The organism is Streptococcus sp. ALY_208 (assembly GCF_058314295.1).
This window is the reverse complement of the sequence record NZ_JBZFUI010000006.1, coordinates 85225-104997: the sequence shown is the minus strand read 5'-3', so window position 1 is coordinate 104997 and position 19773 is coordinate 85225. Positions and strand designations below refer to the sequence as shown.

Annotated in this window: 19 protein-coding genes and 1 pseudogene; 14 read left to right on the top strand and 6 right to left on the bottom strand. The window is 41.2% G+C overall.

Annotation, left to right across the window (positions count from 1 at the left end; genetic code table 11):
* Nucleotides 1-5: 5 nt before the first annotated feature.
* Nucleotides 6-281, bottom strand: a complete 276-nt coding sequence (locus AC4HAI_RS07100; RefSeq protein ID WP_491111026.1) for a hypothetical protein — start codon at nucleotides 279-281, stop codon at nucleotides 6-8.
* A 483-nt stretch (nucleotides 282-764) separates the two neighbouring features.
* Nucleotides 765-2030: pseudogene (locus AC4HAI_RS07095) on the bottom strand (tyrosine-type recombinase/integrase).
* Between the two features lie 238 nt (nucleotides 2031-2268).
* Between AC4HAI_RS07095 and AC4HAI_RS07090 the strand changes: the two are divergent.
* Both AC4HAI_RS07090 and AC4HAI_RS07085 read left to right on the top strand, forming a co-directional pair.
* A complete protein-coding gene (locus tag AC4HAI_RS07090; protein ID WP_491078657.1) occupies nucleotides 2269-2514 on the top strand; it encodes an AbrB/MazE/SpoVT family DNA-binding domain-containing protein in 246 nt (81 codons plus the stop codon).
* A complete protein-coding gene (locus tag AC4HAI_RS07085; RefSeq protein WP_491078656.1) occupies nucleotides 2508-2840 on the top strand; it encodes a type II toxin-antitoxin system PemK/MazF family toxin in 333 nt (110 codons plus the stop codon). The genes AC4HAI_RS07090 and AC4HAI_RS07085 overlap by 7 nt, the downstream gene beginning before the upstream one ends.
* 51 nt (nucleotides 2841-2891) lie before the next feature.
* On the opposite strand, the gene AC4HAI_RS07080 is transcribed toward AC4HAI_RS07085, so the two are convergent.
* Nucleotides 2892-4244, bottom strand: a complete 1353-nt coding sequence (locus tag AC4HAI_RS07080) for an MFS transporter (protein WP_491078655.1) — start codon at nucleotides 4242-4244, stop codon at nucleotides 2892-2894.
* Between the two features lie 98 nt (nucleotides 4245-4342).
* Here AC4HAI_RS07080 and AC4HAI_RS07075 point away from each other — a divergent pair, with 98 nt between their 5' ends.
* Nucleotides 4343-5440 (top strand): ArsR/SmtB family transcription factor, encoded by a 1098-nt coding sequence (locus AC4HAI_RS07075; protein WP_491078654.1) that lies wholly within the window; start codon nucleotides 4343-4345, stop codon nucleotides 5438-5440.
* Between the two features lie 61 nt (nucleotides 5441-5501).
* Here the strand turns inward: AC4HAI_RS07075 and rpmG are convergent, their stop codons facing one another.
* Together rpmG and rpmF are read right to left on the bottom strand one after the other, a co-directional pair.
* Entirely contained in the window at nucleotides 5502-5651 is a 150-nt protein-coding gene (gene rpmG / locus AC4HAI_RS07070; RefSeq protein WP_001265622.1) for a 50S ribosomal protein L33, read from the bottom strand.
* Nucleotides 5652-5666: 15 nt separating this feature from the next.
* Nucleotides 5667-5849 (bottom strand): 50S ribosomal protein L32, encoded by a 183-nt coding sequence (gene rpmF / locus AC4HAI_RS07065; protein WP_027975257.1) that lies wholly within the window; start codon nucleotides 5847-5849, stop codon nucleotides 5667-5669.
* Between the two features lie 208 nt (nucleotides 5850-6057).
* Here rpmF and AC4HAI_RS07060 point away from each other — a divergent pair, with 208 nt between their 5' ends.
* The 6 genes from AC4HAI_RS07060 to AC4HAI_RS07035 all read left to right on the top strand — a co-directional run bounded on the left by AC4HAI_RS07060 (nucleotide 6058) and on the right by AC4HAI_RS07035 (nucleotide 11792).
* Nucleotides 6058-6492 (top strand): LytTR family DNA-binding domain-containing protein, encoded by a 435-nt coding sequence (locus AC4HAI_RS07060; RefSeq protein ID WP_491078653.1) that lies wholly within the window; start codon nucleotides 6058-6060, stop codon nucleotides 6490-6492.
* A gap of 23 nt (nucleotides 6493-6515) precedes the next feature.
* A complete protein-coding gene (locus AC4HAI_RS07055) occupies nucleotides 6516-6956 on the top strand; it encodes a DUF3021 domain-containing protein (protein ID WP_491078652.1) in 441 nt (146 codons plus the stop codon).
* 293 nt (nucleotides 6957-7249) lie between these two features.
* Nucleotides 7250-8530, top strand: coding sequence for a histidine--tRNA ligase (gene hisS / locus AC4HAI_RS07050; protein ID WP_491078723.1), 1281 nt, complete (start codon nucleotides 7250-7252; stop codon nucleotides 8528-8530).
* A gap of 30 nt (nucleotides 8531-8560) precedes the next feature.
* Nucleotides 8561-8977 (top strand): hypothetical protein, encoded by a 417-nt coding sequence (locus tag AC4HAI_RS07045; RefSeq protein WP_491078651.1) that lies wholly within the window; start codon nucleotides 8561-8563, stop codon nucleotides 8975-8977.
* 113 nt (nucleotides 8978-9090) lie between these two features.
* Nucleotides 9091-10842 carry an aspartate--tRNA ligase gene (gene aspS, locus AC4HAI_RS07040; protein WP_491078650.1) on the top strand — a complete coding sequence of 584 codons (1752 nt, stop codon included), beginning with the start codon at nucleotides 9091-9093 and terminating at the stop codon, nucleotides 10840-10842.
* Between the two features lie 5 nt (nucleotides 10843-10847).
* A complete protein-coding gene (locus AC4HAI_RS07035; RefSeq protein WP_491078649.1) occupies nucleotides 10848-11792 on the top strand; it encodes a YitT family protein in 945 nt (314 codons plus the stop codon).
* A 111-nt stretch (nucleotides 11793-11903) separates the two neighbouring features.
* Here AC4HAI_RS07035 and argS read toward each other — a convergent pair whose 3' ends face one another.
* A complete protein-coding gene (gene argS, locus AC4HAI_RS07030; RefSeq protein ID WP_491111024.1) occupies nucleotides 11904-13595 on the bottom strand; it encodes an arginine--tRNA ligase in 1692 nt (563 codons plus the stop codon).
* Nucleotides 13596-13749: 154 nt separating this feature from the next.
* Here argS and argR point away from each other — a divergent pair, with 154 nt between their 5' ends.
* The 5 genes from argR (at nucleotide 13750) to ruvA (ending at nucleotide 19761) form a co-directional block, all read left to right on the top strand.
* Nucleotides 13750-14181 (top strand): arginine repressor, encoded by a 432-nt coding sequence (gene argR / locus AC4HAI_RS07025; protein ID WP_491111023.1) that lies wholly within the window; start codon nucleotides 13750-13752, stop codon nucleotides 14179-14181.
* Nucleotides 14178-14531, top strand: a complete 354-nt coding sequence (locus AC4HAI_RS07020; protein WP_491111022.1) for a YlbF family regulator — start codon at nucleotides 14178-14180, stop codon at nucleotides 14529-14531. Before argR ends, AC4HAI_RS07020 begins: the two co-directional genes overlap by 4 nt.
* Complete coding sequence (gene mutS, locus AC4HAI_RS07015; RefSeq protein ID WP_491111021.1) at nucleotides 14518-17079, top strand: DNA mismatch repair protein MutS; 2562 nt, start codon at nucleotides 14518-14520, stop codon at nucleotides 17077-17079. The genes AC4HAI_RS07020 and mutS overlap by 14 nt, the downstream gene beginning before the upstream one ends.
* Nucleotides 17080-17117: 38 nt before the next feature.
* The gene (gene mutL, locus AC4HAI_RS07010) at nucleotides 17118-19058 is read left to right on the top strand and encodes a DNA mismatch repair endonuclease MutL (protein WP_491078644.1); all 1941 of its coding nucleotides are present in this window, start codon (nucleotides 17118-17120) and stop codon (nucleotides 19056-19058) included.
* Between the two features lie 112 nt (nucleotides 19059-19170).
* Nucleotides 19171-19761 carry a Holliday junction branch migration protein RuvA gene (gene ruvA, locus AC4HAI_RS07005; RefSeq protein WP_491111020.1) on the top strand — a complete coding sequence of 197 codons (591 nt, stop codon included), beginning with the start codon at nucleotides 19171-19173 and terminating at the stop codon, nucleotides 19759-19761.
* Nucleotides 19762-19773 lie beyond the last annotated feature (12 nt).

Below are 19773 nucleotides of genomic sequence, written 5' to 3'. Positions count from 1 at the left end.
TCCAACTAGAATGGGGTTGTAAATTGTAAAATTTTTAAATAGAGGGAGGGGTGATAGTACAAAAACCAAATAATCCCACTTGTATAGACTAACATAAGGGCGAATATACTGTAGACTCGTGCTACATGTTTACGAAGAAAAGGTAGCTCTTCATTAGTAGGTTCTATTTGAGATACCTCTTTTGCAAATTTAGCCTTTTCCAAGTATGTAGCATCAGCTGAATCAGCATTCTCCATGGCTTTTTTCATTTGTCCAAGATTGATACTGTCCTTTTTATCCATTCGTCTTCCACTTCTAATTCTTTTTCAAAAGCTTTACTACCTTCTTTGTAGTCAGTGCTCTTATTTACAGGCATTATACTAAAAATTCATTTCAAAATGAAGTCAACTTTCTCTTGATGTTGGATAGCTGCTTTCTTTTTGTAAAATAAACACAGCCAAATCGGTCTAGTTAAAATGCTTATAGGAGGTACTATTCAGTGGATGAGTTGTAACCGTCATTTTAATAGGCTATCAAATCAAAAAATGTAGAGTAAAATGTAGAGTTCAAAATTCATTTTACTGCATTACAGTGAATTTGGAAAAAGAAAAAAACCTGTAAAATCAGGGTTTTTGACGTTCACTGAATAGTAGTGAAAGCCTTATTTAACCTCAATAAGGCTGAGGTAATCTAAATTTAGCCTCTTATAAACATTATTAAATCAAGGTTTATAAATCATCTGATTTTTCTTTTTAGAAAAGGAAGAGAAAAAAGTAGAGATGAAATTAGCTTGTAAGTTTAGATATTTTATCAAGATAATGATCAACTGCTTCAAATTTCTTTTCAGGTGCTAATTCTGCATACAAGTCTATTGTAGTGGTAATAGATTTATGTCCCATTCTAACTTGTAACTCTTTCCAGTTAGTTCCTACATTAAGCATAAGTGAGGCGTGAGTATGTCTAAAAAGATGAAAGCCATAATCAGGTAAACCTAATTCTGAAAGTCTTCTTTTTAAAGTTGTTCTTTCATTTCTATCACACATGTAGTTTCCGTATATTGTGGGAAAGATTAAATCAGTTGTTGGTAACTGGTGTTTTTTAAAATAGGTATTCATTTCGTTATGAAAATCAATTAAATGTGTCAAAATGATAGGTTGGAACAGGAACTCTCCTATACCCAGAGTCAGTTTTAGGAGTATTTTTACAAACAACTTGACCTTTGATTCCCAATTTTCTATTTGCTTGTTTCCACATAAGCGTTTTTGACACAATAATTTCATGCGTTGCAAAATCCAAATCTTTAGTAGTCAAGGCTAATAGCTCATTGATACGAAGAGCAGAGGCTAACAGGGTGTCACAAATAATTTTGAATCGCCTATTTGCTCTTGTATCGGGTAGAGTATCTAAGTAAGCTAGCCATATTGCTAATTCTTTATCATGAAGTACCATAACGCGCTTTTTTTGCGCTTTTGGTTTTGGTGGGATTTTAACTGTTTTAGCAGGATTTAGGGTCAAGCCAAAATTCGTTACCCCAAAATCAAAAATATCACTAACTTTATGGATAATAGCTCCAAAATCTTTAGTACTGCCTTTAGGAGCTCGTCGATTTCCATTGTTAACAGATTTCTGCGCTTTTTGAGCTAATTCATTTACCCAGAGTTGAATTTCAGCAGATTCAATTTTATCTGGTTTATAATCGCCAAATTTAGGGAGAATGTAAGTGTCAATATACCCTCTTACTCGATTTAGAGTGTTTTGTGATATTACCCATGTTTGAAAACTACTATACCAGATTTCAACAAGGTCACTAAAACGGTCAATTTCCAATTTTTCTTTTTGGTAGCCCCCTTAGCCTCAAAATCTAACTTTGCTTGTATAAGTCTCTTGTCCAAAGCTTTCAAAGTTTTAGCAGTAATTGTTGTTGTGACTTGCTTACCCGTTTTTTCATCTATTCCCAGATAAGCCCCTTTAAGAGAGTAGCTAATATCACCATTTTTCTTGGTTTTCTTGATAATATTTTTATTGTTGCGTTTAATTGTTTCTGTTTTCATTTTGCCTCCTCCGTACCGGATAATCACGAATTAGGCTAAAAAATAGACTTTTCCTCCTTTTATAGGATAAGTCTATTTTAGTTTATTTCTTAGTGAGTTAGAAATTGAAGATTTGTACCAAAAAGCGCAATACATCGTAAATATTCAAGACCTATTAGACAAGAAGAGTTGATATAATTCAAAGTATATACAAAATGATACTTTTGTGATATAATATTCAAAAAGAGGAGGTGGCATTATGCAACTAACAGTTAATAAATGGGGGAACAGTTCAGCTATACGTCTCCCAAAACAATTAGTACAGCAACTACAATTACATACCAACGATATTCTTGATTATGAAGTGTCAGGGAACAAGATTATTCTTAAAAAGGCAACGACAGTCCCAGAATTAACAGTTGATGACCTTTTTAAAGATTATCAGGGTGAGCCAGTTTCTGTAACGCCAGTCATTTTTGAAAGTGTTGGTAATGAACAATGGTAAGTATTAAGCAAGGGTCTATCATTAAAATTAACCTTGATCCTAAACAAGGTCATGAACAAAAAGGCTATCGACCTTATATTTGTTTAAGTCATAGCGTTGTTACGAAGTACTCTAACATTGCTATTTTTGCCCCTATCAGCAATACCAAAAGAGATTACCCCTTTTATGTTCTTCTGAAAGATACCGAAACAACAGGTAAAGTTTTACTCGACCAGTTGGTGACGATAGATTTCAATGCTAGAGACTATCGGTATATCGAAAATGTTTCAGATGGGTTATTGAGTAGCTTGTTAGCCCGTGTGAAAGTATTGTTTGAAAAGGGGTAATTATATATAAAAAAAGATTTCAGTGACTACTTACTGAAATCTTTTTTATAGTCAATTATTGTGTTTTAAAAAAATCATGTCCTTTAGGCTTATAATAACTAGTATTAATGCTATTCCCCATCCAATTCGAGTAGCTAATAATAGATTATTCGACCAAAGATTTAAGCAAGTTGAGCCGATGGCTGAACCAGCCGAAATAGCAACATTTTGTACCATTCGCTGTAAAGCTCCTGTGCTTCCTTGCATTTTCATGGGACTGGCTTGCATAATACTTGCGATATTGGCAGGTTGAAAATAGCCTCCGCCAATGCCATAAATAAATAATCCTAAAGTTAAAAATAGGTAAGGCCAGCTAGGAGTGAGAAGCAAAAAGAAAAGCAAAGAAGCAATAATAATCCCGAGACCTAAATGACTAAAAGCTTTATTTTTACTACCGTCATTGATTTTACCAGATATTCTTGAAAAAAGGACCAGGCCTGCAGGTGCTCCTAGTACAAGAAAGCCTGTCTGTCCCACTCCTAAATGATATAATTGTTCAAAAATAAAGGGCGGAAGTAAAAATATCATGGCAGAAGCAAAACCAAAGGAGACCGTCTGAAAAAGATAGGAGATTACTTGTGGGTTGTTTTTTAATCCCTCAACATCAACAAGTGCCTGTCTATTTCTAAATTCAACATGGTAAAAGACGATCCCGAGAAACAAGCTGGATATGATTAAGATAAGACTAACCATTAATAGATGAGGTTTGCTTAGTAAAGATAACCCTAATAAAAGAAAAACTAACATCAGAGCATTTATAACAATTCCAAGATTATCCAATGTTCGTTCGCTAGTCTCCTCAAAGAGCTTACTAAGAAGATAATGGTTACATACTATTGCGAGGATTGAAAAAGGAACATTTAGCCAGAAGATAAAGCGCCAGAGATTTAAAGACAGTAATATACCTCCTAAAGACGGGCCAAGGACAGGCCCTAAGCCAATCATAACACCTAAAATGCTGATAGAGCTGTTTTGGCTTTCTTCAGAAACTAAAGTAGTAATCAAAGCTGCTGAAGTAGCTTGTAAAGCAGCAGCTCCTATACCTTGAATAATCCGACCAGCAATGAGCCAGCCAATACTATTGGCAAATCCACAGAATAACGAGCTCAGTCCGAAAAGTACAAATCCTAAGTAGGAAATCTTTAACTTTCCAAATTTATCGCTTAATACTCCTAAAGGTAGGATAGAGATAGCTAATGCTAACGTATAGCCAGTTATTGTAAACGATGCTATGTTAGTTGTCGTTTGAAATTGTCCCTTCAAAAAGGATAAGGCGACATTGATAATACCTGTATCAAGGGTGGACAACAACATTCCCATACCTGCGATAACTGTTATCAATGAATCTTGATTTCTCCTGTTCATCCATCTTCTCCTTATATCAGAATTGTGAATATGATACAATGAAGAGAGTCTATAATCAATCAATTCTAAAAATATCGAATCGTTTGGAGGAATAACATTTGGCAATTACCATTCAATTCAGTAACTATGCTCTGAAAACAGAGGAAACTTTGACGCAAAGGATACAATTTGTCTACTCCCCGCTCAATGAACTGTTTAGAAGTTTACATGTTTTATTGAATCCTCGTCACCATGGAACAAATGTCGATTGGGTCATTGGGATACAAAATAAACTTACTAAGGAATTCTATGAAAACCTTCATTATTTTCAACTATTTTATGAACTTGGTGTTTCCCCTATCTTGCTTTGTAATTTTCGCTATCATGCAACAACGATTGAAGAAGAAATACAAAATCTAAAGAAATTTCTTAATGACTTGCCTGCTGCTCAGTTAATTGAGCATTTGGAGAAAGTGACAAATGACCGAGAAAACTCCTTCATTCCGACATTAGCAAAAGGACTAGAATGGAAAGATTTTTCTTTGCATAAGGACAATCAGTTACTTAGCGACTTGAGAAAGGATGCTTCCAGTGTTTATCAACATCTTTTTTCTTTTATAAATTGGTATCGACGAGAAATATTTGATAACACTTGGGAAGAGAAAGCCATTCAGCAGAAACTGCTAGATGAAATTCAGAAGCAATCTTCTTTTTTAAGAAAAAACGGTTTAATCGAAATGTTTAATCATTTACAGGTTGACCGCATCCATTGGAAAGAGGATGAGTTGGTCATTATTAAACCGTTTGACCAAGAAATCCAACTGCAAGACAGTGATTCTATTATGCTATTACCAAGTTATTTTATTTGGCCTCACCTCTTTGTTGAAACTTTCGACCAAGGACTTGCCATTACTTATGATATTACTGAGCAGCCAAGTTACTATAATTCTACTCCGGAAAGCCTCATCACTATTTTTAAAGCTTTGAGTGACCCTGTCCGTTTGCAAATTATGAATTATGTCATTGATAAGCCAAGTACAACACAATCTTTGGCTCAAGTTTTATTAATGAGTAATTCCAGCGTGTCCAGACATTTGCAGATTCTAAAAGAGGCTAAATTATTAACAACAACAAAAGCTAAAAAATTCGTCCTTTATGAGCCAACACAGCTCGTTACACAACTGATGCCAAACTTTTATCAATTCTTTAAGAATTGAAACTAATAGTCAACAAAAAAGCCCCTGAAACATTGATTTCATAGGCTTTATTTGTGTTATTTTATTTCACCTCAGTGAACACCACATGCTTACGCAATTTTGGTGAGTATTTTTTCAACTGCAGACGGTCTGGAGTGTTACGTTTGTTTTTTGAAGTAAGGTACAAGCGTTCACCAGATTCTTTGTGTTCAAGTGTGATATTGACGCGCATGGTATCTCCCTTCTATTATTCAGCTGCGTTAGCTTTGGCGATCTTACGTCCCTTGTAGTATCCTTTAAGGGATACACGGTGAGAACGTGAGTAATCTCCAGTAGTTTCATCAAATTTAACAGTTGGAGCTGTCAAATTGTAGTGTGTACGACGTTTATTTTTTTTCGCTTTTGACGTGCGACGTGCAGGTACTGCCATTTGTATGTTTCCTCCAATAGATTAATCTTGATTTTAAATCAACTCTAACAGTCTATCATATTATTTTTGTAAAGTAAAGTTACTTGACAGAAAAAATCAGTTTTTCTGCCTAATATAACCGCTTATCCATAAAAATTAACCGTTTATCTGAAAGTCATAGGCCTCCTAAAGAATATAAGTTATACTAAATAAAAAAGGAGGAGCTATCATGAAACTGGAAGTCATTAAAGACTCTCGATTAGCAGAGACATTGATCAAGATTTATGCAGCCCACATTGATCGTAAGACTCAACAGATTATCAATCTTGCCGAAGGGAAGTCAGACTACCTGCCCGGTGTATGGATGGAAAAGGTATATCTCTTAGCTCTCCCCGATATTATCCGTATTTATAGTGAGAATAAGAAAGTTTTCCTAGAGACAGCAGATAAGCTCTATACGACTAAATACCGGATTTATCAATTAGAGGAGCAGCTGACCAAAGACTTCATCAAGATTTCTCAAGGTGAGATTGTTAATATCAGGGCTATCCAAAAATTGGATCTCAGTATCAAAGGGACGATCAAGCTCACCTTGAAAACTGGTGGTGAGAGCTTTGTCTCCCGCCGTTCTCTCAAGACCTTTAAAGAGACATTAGGGTTGTAATGACTAGAGAAGGAGGAAATATCATGAAAATACTCAGAAAATTGCTAGCCTATGCTTTAATGGGGTTAGGGATGGGTAATTTAGCCACCTATTTTGCTAGCGTCGTTGTCGGTAGAGGTTTTTCACCCGCCGTCCCTGCCTTTATGGAACAGTTTCAGTCTGATATCAGCGCAGTTGGTATCCAGCTTGTTATTTTTGCTGGCTTAGGCATGGCTCAGGGGGTAGCTGGCTCTGTCTTTCGCCAGGCAGAAAAGCATTCCTTACTTTGGCTGACTTGTCTACATTATAGCTGCATTGTACTCCCGCTTCTAGCAGCGGGCTGGTATCTGAGATGGTTCCAGTTGAGTGTGACAAGCCTGCTTGGCATGCTGGGTCTCATCAGCCTTATCTATGTGGCGATCTATACCTTTAACTACGTGATGATTAAAAGGGATATCGGTGCTATCAATACGAAGTTGCAATAGAATCATCGGTTTATCAAAAGCTCCTTTAGGGGCTTTTTACATGACTTTAGCTGTTAGAGGAGCTGTTTTTATGGTAGAATAAAAGGAACTATGGGTATAAAAGAAGGGCACTGAAATCAATCCTGGTAGTGATACAGGCGGTGATTCATGCCACACCTTAAGACATTGATAGAAATCTATGAAAGGAATAGAATATGGTCGGAAAGCATGGGAAATGGACCAGTCTAGGTATCAAGATGACGGATCATTTCTCAGATTTTTAACCGCTGCTTTTTCGACCCTTGTATTTAATGATGAAACTTCAAAAACCAAAAGGAACTCAGGATATCTTGCCTACCGAGAGTGCTAAGTGGCAGTATGTAGAAAATGTTGCACGTGAAACGTTTAAAAAGTACAACTATGGTGAGATTCGCACCCCTATGTTTGAGCACTATGAGGTGATCAGCCGTTCGGTCGGGGATACGACCGATATTGTGACCAAGGAGATGTACGATTTTCACGACAAGGGCGACCGACACATCACCTTGCGTCCAGAAGGGACAGCTCCAGTTGTGCGTTCATTTGTAGAAAACAAGCTCTTTGCCCCTGAAGTGCAGAAGCCTGCCAAGATGTACTACATCGGCTCAATGTTTCGTTATGAGCGTCCGCAGGCTGGCCGTCTGCGTGAGTTCCATCAGATAGGCGTAGAGAATTTTGGTTCTAGCAATCCTGCAACTGATGTTGAAACGATTGCCATGGCCTATCAGCTTTTTGATGAGCTGGGTATTAAGAATGTCACCCTGCACCTCAATAGCCTTGGTAATTCTGAGAGTCGCCTGGCTTATCGTCAAGCCCTAATTGATTATCTGGAACCCATGCGTGAGCAGCTCTCAAAAGACAGTCAGCGACGCTTGGATGAAAATCCTTTACGTGTGCTGGACTCTAAGGAAAAAGAGGATAAATCAGCTGTTGAGCATGCGCCATCGATCTTGGACTACTTGGATGAAGAGAGTCAAGTGCATTTCGACGCTGTCCGTCAGATGCTGGAGACCTTAAAAATTCCTTATGTGATTGACACCAACATGGTGCGTGGGCTGGATTACTACAACCATACGATATTTGAGTTCATCACGACTATTGATAAAACAGAGCTAACGATCTGTGCGGGAGGCCGTTATGATAGCTTAGTTGAGTATTTTGATGGTCCGCAAACTCCAGGATTTGGCTTTGGTTTAGGGATTGAACGCCTCTTGCTGGTTCTGGATAAGCAAGGCATCTCACTTCCAATCGATGAAGATCTGGATGTCTACCTAGCCGTTCTTGGTGATGGTGCTAATCTTAAGGCGCTCGAGATCGTTCAAGCCCTTCGTCAGCAAGGGTTTAAGGCTGAGCGTGATTATCTAGGCCGTAAGATCAAGGCCCAGTTCAAGTCAGCAGATACATTCAAGGCTAAGACGATCATAACTTTGGGTGAGAGTGAAGTTGAAACCGGTGAAGTTGCCATCAAAGACAATCAAACACGCCAAGAAGTACTTGCTAGCTTTGAGGAAATTACGACAGACTTTGTTGCGGTTTTGGCAAAAATTCAAAAATAAGAACAAGGTTTAAGCCTATAGGAGAGTATCGTGACCAGTATTGAACAGTTATTGAAAGAACAACAAACCTTTAGTCTGGGCTTTGACCGTCATCAGCCGATTCACTTTCAGCAGCAATTTTGGCAGTTGATTGCTTATTTAGACAAGCATGAAATCCCATGGTTTAACGGTGAAAAAGCGAGTGATCATGCCATGTGCCAACAGTTCTTAGGACAGCAATGGGAGCACGATTACCAGACAGTTGTCCTTGTCTTTAAGCCAGCTGAGCGCTATTTAGGCTGGCAATATGACGAGGAGACTGACGAATGGGGCGTGACTATAGAGGATGTCTATGGTTTTCGCTGGAACCACTTGGCTGAGGAAGCTGAGTATGAGTTTGATGACATTGAGGAATTTCAGGAAGAATTTGTAGACACTAGCGATTTGCTAGCAGCTTTTGGAAAGTAAGAAAAACCTCACACGATGGGTGGGGTTTTAGTGTGCATTTTGCTATAATAGATAGGAATGCAAAAACTCAGATAGAGAAAGGAAAAAGCCCAACTGGGCTTGGTATTTCAAGTATGAAACGTAGTATGTATGCGGGGCGTGTCCGTAGTGAGCATATTGGCAGTCAGTTGGTTTTAAAGGGATGGGTGTCCCGCCGTCGTGACCTTGGTGGTTTGATCTTCATTGATCTGCGAGACCGCGAAGGCATTATGCAGTTAGTCATTAATCCTGAGCAAGTTTCTAGCGAGGTGATGGCTACGGCTGAGAGTCTGCGTAGCGAGTATGTTATCGAAGTGGCAGGTACTGTTCAGGCGCGTGAGCAAGCTAATGATAAGTTGCCTACTGGTCATGTTGAATTACATGTCAGCGATCTAGCAGTGCTAAATTCAGCTAAGACAACGCCATTTGAAATCAAGGATGATGCGGAAATGACGGATGATAACCGTTTGCGTTATCGTTACCTTGACCTGCGTAGACCTAAGATGCTGGACAATCTAAAGCTCCGTGCCAAGGTTACTCACAGTGTTCGCAACTACTTGGACGAGCTTGAGTTCATCGATGTGGAAACTCCCATGTTGACCAAGTCAACCCCAGAAGGAGCACGGGATTATCTAGTGCCTTCACGTATTAGCCAAGGACATTTCTATGCCTTGCCACAAAGTCCACAGATAACCAAGCAGCTACTGATGAATGCTGGTTTTGACCGCTACTATCAAATCGTTAAGTGTTTCCGTGATGAAGACCTACGTGGAGACCGTCAACCTGAGTTTACACAGATTGACTTGGAAACCTCCTTCCTTGATGATCAAGAGATCCAAGATATTACAGAGGGCTTGATTGCGCGTGTTATGAAGGAAACTAAAGGGATTGACGTTTCCCTGCCATTCCCACGGATGAGCTATGATGATGCCATGAACAACTATGGCTCAGATAAGCCAGACACACGTTTTGATATGCTCTTACAAGATTTGACAGATCTTGTAAAAGATAGTGAATTTAAGGTTTTCGCAGAAGCTCCAGCCGTTAAAGCTATCGTGGTTAAGGATGCTGCCGATAAATATTCTCGTAAAGATATTGATAAATTGACAGAAGTGGCCAAACAATACGGTGCTAAAGGCTTGGCTTGGGTCAAGGTCACCGATGGTGAGCTTACTGGACCGGTGGCCAAATTTTTAACAGCTATTGCCAGTGATTTGACAGATCGTTTACAGGCTGTTGACAATGACTTGATTCTCTTTGTCGCTGACACACTTGAGGTAGCTAATACTACTCTGGGTGGTTTGCGAACTCGCTTAGCTAAGGACCTTGACATGGTTGACGCCTCTCTTTACAACTTCCTGTGGGTAGTTGACTGGCCAATGTTTGAATGGTCTGAAGAAGAAGGGCGCTATATGTCAGCCCACCACCCATTTACCCTGCCGACAGCAGAGTCTGCTCATGAACTTGAAGGCGATTTAGCCAAAGTTCGTGCTGTGGCTTATGATATTGTCCTGAATGGCTATGAGCTTGGCGGAGGTAGCTTGCGTATCAATCAGAAAGACTTGCAAGAGCGCATGCTGAAAGCACTTGGCTTTAGCGCTGAGTCTGCTAATGAGCAATTTGGCTTCTTACTTGAAGCTATGGACTATGGTTTCCCTCCTCATGGCGGACTTGCTATTGGTTTGGATCGCTTCGTCATGATTTTAGCTAGTGAGGATAATATCCGTGAAGTGATCGCCTTCCCTAAGAATAATAAGGCATCAGATCCTATGACCCAAGCCCCAAGTCTAGTGTCAGGTAAACAATTAGACGAATTAGCCCTTGAGGTAGCTGCTAAACAAGATTAATCATCATGAATGCAAACGATTCTAAAAGACATATTAAATATCTTGTCGGTAAGGCGGCTAAAAAAGTTGGACTTTGGCATGCGGTGAGAAGTATTTCTAAGGAGAAGTATGCTGAGAAGATTTCAGCCTCTCTGGTATATGGTCTGCTTTCTAGTATTGCGGTTAATTTCTTCTTTCAGCCCGGTCATGTCTATTCCAGTGGTGCAACGGGCTTTGCCCAGGTCCTATCTGCTATTAGTGAGCGTTTTATTGGCTTTACAATACCGGTAGCCCTTGCTTTTTACGCTATCAATATCCCCTTGATGCTTTTAGCCTGGTATCGAATTGGGCATCGTTTTACCATCTTTACCTTTATAACCGTAACAGTTAGTTCCCTCTTTATCCAGTTTATGCCCCAGATTTCTCTAACATCAGATCCTATGATTAACGCCATTTTTGGTGGTTTAATCATGGGAATCGGCATAGGTTACGGTCTACGTGCCCGAATTTCAAGTGGTGGAACGGATATTATCAGTCTGTATGTACGTAAGAAAACAGGACGGGATGTTGGAACGATTTCCTTAGCTGTCAACGGTGTTATCATGATTTTGGCAGCCATTTTGTTTGGATGGAAGTACGCCCTATATTCTATGGTGACTATCTTTGTTTCCAGCCGGATGACAGACGCCCTATTTACGAAACAAAAGAAAATGCAGGCACTGATTGTCACCAGCTGTCCTGACCATGTCATCAAGAAGATCCACAAGCAGCTCCATCGGGGGGTGACACGGATCAATGATGCCGAAGGAACGTATAAACATGAGCAAAAATCAGTTTTGATCACAATCATAACTCGAGAAGAATACCCAGATTTCAAAGATGTCATGAAAAAAGCAGATCCCAAGGCCTTTGTGTCTATCTCTGAGGATGTTCATATCCTTGGCCGCTTTGCAGATGACAATCAGAGTTGATAAAAAGACCTCTCCTTCAAGGAGAGGTCTTTTTGTGCCTTTTGCTAACATAGCGAGCAGCAAGTGCCTTCTAGCAAAAATTGTAAACATTTCCCAACTAAAGGCGATTTATTACATTTCTTCTGGTGCCTGGACGCCTAAGAGACGCAGGGCTTCTTTCAGAACAGTAGCTGTAGCGTAGCTGAGAGCTAGGCGACTGTCCTGCTCTGGACCATTATCTAGGATGCGTGTATGGGCGTAATATTTATTGAAGGCTTGAGCCAAGCTAATAGCGAATTTTGCTAGGATTGAGGGCTCAAAATTGTTGGCTGCTCGCTGAATCAGACGTGGAAAGTCTTGCAGGAGTTTGATGATTTCCCAGCTTTCATCATCATTGAGATAGTAATCAGCTTGGGAATTAGGCGAGAACTGAGCCTTGCGAAGGATGGACTGGATACGCGCATAGGCATACTGAACATAGGGACCGGTCTCCCCTTCAAAGGAGACCATGGCTTCTAGATCAAAGTCGTAGCCGTTGAGACGATCGGTTTTGAGGTCGTAGAATTTGATGGCACCGACCCCGACGGCATGTGCGACCTTATCTTTGTTAGCAAGATCAGGATTTTTAGAATTGATCTGATCCTGGGCACGTTTGATAGCCTCTGCGATAGTAGGTTCCAGAAGGATAACATTACCTTTACGGGTTGAGAGTTTCTTACCATCCTTTGTGACTAGGCCAAATGGCACATGTACCAAGGTATTTGACCAGTCATATCCCATCTTATTCAAAACAGCCTTGAGTTGTTTGAAGTGACCGGCTTGTTCGTTCCCGACGACGTAGATGGACTTGGCAAAGTCATAGGTGCGTTTACGATAGAGGGCAGCAGCGATATCACGGGTAATATAGAGGGTGGCCCCATCAGATTTTTTGATCAAAGCAGGCTGCTCGATCCCATCATCTGTTAGATCAACGATCTGTGCTCCCTGTGATTCTTTGAGGAGGCCCTTATCTTCAAGGATAGCAACGACTTCATCCATCTTATCATTGTAGAAGGCTTCACCATTAAAGCTATCAAAGTCCACTCCTAACTCATCATACAAACGGTTGAATTCTACTAAACTTTCATCTCGGAACCATTGCCATAACGAGAGTGCCTCCTGATCGCCAGCTTCTAGCTTGCGGAACCAATCACGTGCTTCCTCATCCAATGCTGGATTTTCCTTGGCAGCCTCATTGATACGAACATAGAGTTTGAGCAATTCACTGATTGGATTGGCTCGGACTGCTGCCTCGTCTCCCCATTTTTTGTAAGCGACGATCAGCATACCAAACTGTTTGCCCCAATCGCCTAGGTGATTGATTTTTACAGGCTGATAGCCCATCTTTTCAAAAATATGAGCCAGGCTGTCGCCGATAACAGTGGAGCGCAGATGACCGATGGAAAAAGGCTTAGCAATATTGGGACTGGACATATCTAAAGTGACATGGCGCCCTTGCCCTTCATCTTGGTCAGCGTAATGACTGCCTTGTGAGATGACTTGATGGAGGACAGTTTGCGAAATGACAGATTTATCGAGAAAAAAGTTGACATAAGGCCCGACTGCTTGAACCTTTTCGAATTTTTCTGGGTTGATGGCATCGGCTATATCACTGGCGATGATTTGCGGTGCCTTGCGTAAGGATTTTGCCAAAGAGAAGGCAGGGAAGGCAAGGTCCCCCATACTAGCATTTTTAGGTGTTTCTAATAGATTGATGATATCTTCAAGGGCTAGATCAGGTTGAGCCGTATTGATTTCTTGAGCAATAAGAAGTTTGTGATCCATGATGTTCTCCTGTGATAGTATTTCAATTCATTGTAACATAAACGGCCCGATTTTTCCCCTAAAATCACTGGTTTCTTAAGGGTTTACGCCATGAAAAAATCCTCTATTTCTGGTATAATACAAGCACATTCAAGAGAAAATTACGAGGGTTATTATGAACAAGCGAGAGCGTCAAGATAAAATCAAAACCATTATCCAAAATGAGCGTGTAGGAACCCAAGAAGAAATCAAAAATTATCTATCTGAACAAGGTATTGCTGTTACCCAAGCGACCCTATCGAGAGACTTGAGAGAAATTGGATTGCTCAAGCGTCGTGATGATAATGGTAAGCTCTATTACAGCTTGGCAGACGAACCCCAGTCTTATCTGGCAGATGCTGCTAAGAGTCATATCAAAAAAGTTTCAAGGGCTAGTTTTATCGTAGTTTGTTCAACAGAGCTAGGGGAAGCAGATGTCCTAGCTAATATTATCGATCAAGAGGAGCGAGAAGAGATCCTAGGCACACTGGCAGGTGCAGATACCCTGATCATTATCTGCAAAGATGATAGCAAGGCGCAAGCTATTGAGAGTGAGTTGCAAGCATGAGCGCTTTACAGGAAGAAATAGCAGTCTTGCAAAATCTGCTGGCTTCCCATGAGAGCGTTCGTGCTTATCAGGCTGCTGAGGCTAAGATTCAAGCCCTACCAGATTTACAAGAGTTATCAGGACAGATGAAAGCATTTCAGCAGGAGGCAGTCTTGTTTGACAAGATCGATAAACCCAATGCTGCAGGATATGCTGCCCGACAAGCGGATGATTTGGAGCATAACTTATCAGAATTGCCTATTGTCCAAGATTATCGGGAAAAAATGCAGGATGCCAGTGACCTTTTGCAATATGTAACCAAGACCATCGAAGAGAAAGTAAACAAGGAGTTGACCCATGGCCCAGGCTAAAATTTCACCAGGCATGCAGCAATATATAGACATCAAGGAAGATTACCCTGATGCTTTTTTGCTTTTTCGCATGGGAGATTTTTATGAGCTCTTTTATGAGGATGCGACTAAGGCGGCCCAGATACTAGAGATCAGTCTGACCAGCCGCAATAAAAATGCTGAAAATCCCATTCCCATGGCAGGAGTCCCCTACCACTCTGCTCAGCAATATATTGATACCCTAGTTGATCTGGGTTATAAGGTCGCCATTGCAGAACAGATGGAGGATCCTAAGAAGGCTGTAGGTGTTGTTAAGCGAGAGGTGGTCCAAGTCATTACACCAGGGACAGCTGTTGACTCGACTAAGCCTGATAGTGCCAATAACTTTTTGGTTGCGATTGACTATCTGGACGGGGATTTTGGTCTATCTTATATGGATCTATCAACTGGTGAGTTTTATGCCACGAGTCTGAGTGACTTTAGTGCTGTTTGCAGTGAGATTCAAAATCTTAAGGCACGTGAAGTCGTTCTTGGCTTTACACTGGATGACAAACAAGAAGCAGTGCTGACTAAGCAAATGAATCTCTTGCTATCACCAGAAGATAGTGTGCTTGACCATGCCCAGTTGCTTGATGAGAGCTTGACAGAGGTGGAAAGACAAGTGGCTGGTAAATTATTGCAGTATGTCCACAAGACCCAGATGCGTGAGCTGACCCACCTGCAAAAGCTTGTCCATTATGAAATCAAGGACTATTTACAAATGACCTATGCGACCAAGTCTAGCTTGGATCTTCTTGAGAATGCACGGACGCATAAAAAACATGGTTCCCTCTTTTGGCTGCTAGATGACACCAAGACGGCTATGGGGATGCGTCTCTTGCGCACTTGGATCGATCGTCCCTTGGTGAGTTTAGAGAAGATTACAAAGCGTCAGGAAGTCGTTGAGGTCTTCCTATCGCATTTTTTTGAGCGCAGTGATTTAGCAGACAGTCTTAAAGGTGTTTACGATATCGAGCGCTTAGCGAGTCGTGTATCTTTTGGCAAGGCCAACCCCAAGGATCTGCTGCAGTTAGGGCAAACCTTGTCCCAAGTACCGACGATCAAGGCTATCTTGGACAGTTTTGATGATCCTGCCATCGATGAGCTAAATCAGGCCATTGATCCCCTAGTAGAGCTGGAACATCTGATTCATTCAGCAATAGATAGCGATGCTCCAGCGACGATTACAGATGGCGGTATGATCAAGACCGGCTTTGATGAGCGCTTGGATCATTACCGTCAAGTCATGCGTGAAGGGACGAGCTGGATAGCAGATATAGAGGCCAAGGAGCGCAAGGCTAGTGGCATAGCCACGCTCAAGATTGACTACAACCGTAAGGACGGCTATTACTTTCATGTCACGAACTCCCACTTGGATCTAGTCCCTGACCACTTTTTCAGAAAGGCAACACTGAAAAATTCAGAACGATTTGGTACTCAAGAATTAGCCAAGATTGAAGGCGATATTCTGGAAGCGCGTGAGCAATCAGCTAACTTAGAATACGACATCTTTATGACGATACGCAATCAGGTTGAAAAATACATCCAGCGTCTTCAAGACCTGGCCAAAGGAATTGCATCGGTGGATGTCCTCCAAAGTCTAGCTAGTGTAGCGGAAACTAATCACTATGTCCGCCCCGAGTTCAACAGCCAAGACCAAGTTGCTTTTATAAAAGGCCGCCATGCTGTTGTTGAGAAAGTCATGGGGACTCAAGAATACATCCCTAATACAATTAAATTGGACAGCCAAACAGCTATTCAGCTCATCACAGGGCCAAATATGAGTGGGAAGTCCACTTATATGAGACAGTTGGCCCTTAGTGTTATCATGGCACAATTAGGATCTTTTGTTGCAGCTGAGTCCGCCAGTCTTCCAGTATTTGACGCTATATACACCCGTATAGGAGCGGCGGATGATCTGATTTCTGGGCAATCGACCTTTATGGTAGAGATGATGGAGGCCAATATGGCGCTCCAACGTGCCACAAAACAATCCTTGATTCTTTTTGATGAGCTCGGTCGAGGAACAGCTACCTACGATGGGATGGCTCTGGCTCAGTCGATTATCGAGTATATTCATGATCACATTGGGGCTAAAACGCTGTTTGCAACCCATTATCATGAGTTGACAGCTCTGTCAAACAGCTTGACAAAGTTAGTCAATGTTCATGTTGCAACACTTGAGAAAGACGGCCATGTCACCTTTTTACACAAAATAACAGATGGTCCTGCGGACAAGTCCTATGGTATCCATGTAGCTAAAATTGCTGGTCTACCGACTGAGTTATTGGGACGTGCTGATAATATTTTGACAGACTTAGAAGCACATGCGGCTGATTTAAGGCCAAAAGAAAGCCTAGGTAGTTCAGCTAGTCAGATCAAAGAGCGTCAACCTGATGGTCAGCTGTCTCTCTTTGAAGAAGAGCCAGATACAGCTCAGTTGCTAGCAACTTTAAAAAATCTAGACGTGGTTAATATGACTCCCCTAGATGCCATGAATGCCCTCTTTGAACTTAAAAAATTGATCTAAAGAAGCTAAAGAACTAGCTTAGCAAAGTGAGGAAAAACATGTCACATATTATTGAGCTACCTGAGGTGTTGGCTAATCAGATCGCTGCAGGTGAGGTTATCGAAAGACCCAGCAGTGTCGTCAAAGAACTAGTAGAGAATGCTATTGATGCTGGCAGCAATCAAATCACAGTGGAAATTGAGGAATCGGGGCTTAAAAAAATTCAGGTCATAGACAATGGCCAAGGCATTGAAGAAGATGATGTTGCCTTGAGTTTACGCAGGCATGCAACAAGTAAAATCAAAAATCAAGCCGATCTTTTTCGTATCCGAACGCTTGGTTTTAGGGGCGAGGCTCTTCCTTCTATCGCCTCCATTAGTCATCTGACGATTAAGACGGCTACTCAAGGGGCAAAGCATGGAACCCTGCTTGTATCAAAGGGTGGTGAGATCGAAAAGCAAGAGCCTATCAGTACGCCTGTAGGGACCAAGATTACTGTGGAGGATCTCTTTTATAATACACCAGCCCGTCTCAAATATATGAAATCCTTGCAAGCAGAACTGGCCCACATAGTTGATGTGATTAATCGCCAAAGTATGGCTCACCCGGAAATAGCTTTCACCCTGAGGCATGATGGTCGAGAACTGACCAAGACCGCAGGCAGTGGGGACCTCCGTCAGGCAATTGCAGGTATCTATGGGATTAATACAGCCAAGAGAATGATTGAGATATCAGCGTCGGATCTCGATTTTGAGGTGTCAGGTTATATCAGTTTACCTGAGCTGACGAGGGCTAATCGGAATTACATCACGATTTTGATTAATGGCCGCTATATCAAAAATTTTCTGCTTAACCGAGCCATTCTTGATGGCTACGGCTCCAAACTCATGGTCGGGCGATTCCCGCTGGCAGTTCTTGATATTCAGATTGATCCCTACTTAGCCGATGTCAATGTCCACCCGACCAAGCAAGAGGTTCGGATTTCTAAAGAACGTGAGCTGATGGCCCTGATCAGCCAAGCTATAGCAGCTAGTCTTCGTGAGCAAGATCTGATTCCAGATGCACTTGACAACCTGGCTAAATCAAGTGTACGTCAAAAAAATACCACGATTCAGACAAGCCTACCTCTTAGACAAGCTGATGTCTCTTATGCTAGTCAAGATCAAGATTTAGTGACAACTATTGCAGAAAGTCATTCTGATTCTTCTGTCAACCAAATTGACAATGATGACAAGCCATTATCAGACCCTGTCAAGCCAAAAGTTAAGCGGGCTCAACGATCAAGCCATCATACAGATGGCCACGAACATCCTGAAATAGATTTTAGTAAAAAAACTCAGGCTGAGCGCTTATTAGAGCGTTTAGATAATGAAGAAGCGTCACAATTTCCAGAATTAGATTATTTTGGACAAATGCAAGGAACCTACCTCTTTGCCCAAGGTAAGGGCGGTCTCTATATTATCGACCAGCATGCTGCCCAAGAACGGGTAAAATATGAATATTACCGAGAAAAGATCGGTGAAGTTGACAGCAGTTTACAACAGTTGCTGGTTCCTTATCTGTTCGAGTTTATGCCTGATGATGCCATCAATCTTCAGGAAAAAATGTCTGTCTTAAATGAAGTGGGCATTTATCTTGAACCTTATGGAGATAATACTTTTATTCTGCGTGAACATCCCATTTGGATGAAAGAAGAAGAAATCGAATCTGGTATTTATGAGATGTGCGACATGTTGTTACTAACCGATGAGGTTTCTATCAAGAAGTACCGAGCAGAATTGGCCATCATGATGAGCTGTAAACGTTCTATCAAGGCTAATCATGCTCTTGATGATTACTCTGCTCGTCACCTTCTCCTTCAATTAGCTCAGTGTCAAAATCCTTATAACTGCCCGCACGGTCGACCAGTACTTGTCAACTTTACTCAAGCAGACATGGAAAAGATGTTTCGCCGCATTCAAGAGAATCATACTAGTCTGAGAGAATTAGGGAAGTATTAGCCTAATTCTTTGGCCCAGGGATAATGACACTGAGCCTTTAAGTTCAAGTTGACACATGCCTTTATAGACTTGTGATACAATAGTAAAATCAATAGTTATGAGAGGATCAGTCATGTATGATTATATTAAGGGCCAGTTAACTAAAATTACGGCCACTTATATCGTAGTGGAAGCCGGAGGTATCGGCTATGTCATCAATGTAGCTAACCCTTATTCATTTTCTGACCAGATGAATCAGGCTGTTCAGATCTACCTCCATCATGTAGTCCGTGAGGATGCCCAGCTTCTCTATGGCTTTCACAGTGAGACAGAAAAAAACGTCTTCCTTAAGCTAATTTCCGTATCCGGTATCGGTCCTACGACAGCTTTGGCCATTGTAGCTGTTAATGACAATGACGGTTTGGTGACAGCTATCGAAAATAGTGATATCAAGTACTTAAGCAAGTTTCCCAAGATCGGAAAAAAGACAGCCCAGCAAATGGTACTGGATCTTGCTGGTAAATTTGTGGCCTTATCACAGTCTGATACAGCTTCTTCAGCAACTTTAAGTTCGGTTAACCAGGAACTAGACGAAGCAATGGAAGCCTTACAAGCTCTGGGCTACAAAGCATCAGAGCTTAAGAAGGTAAAAGCCTTCTTTGAAGGCACACAAGAAAGTACTGAGAACTATATCAAGCAAGCTCTCAAGATGCTAATGAAATAAGACCTAAGAAGA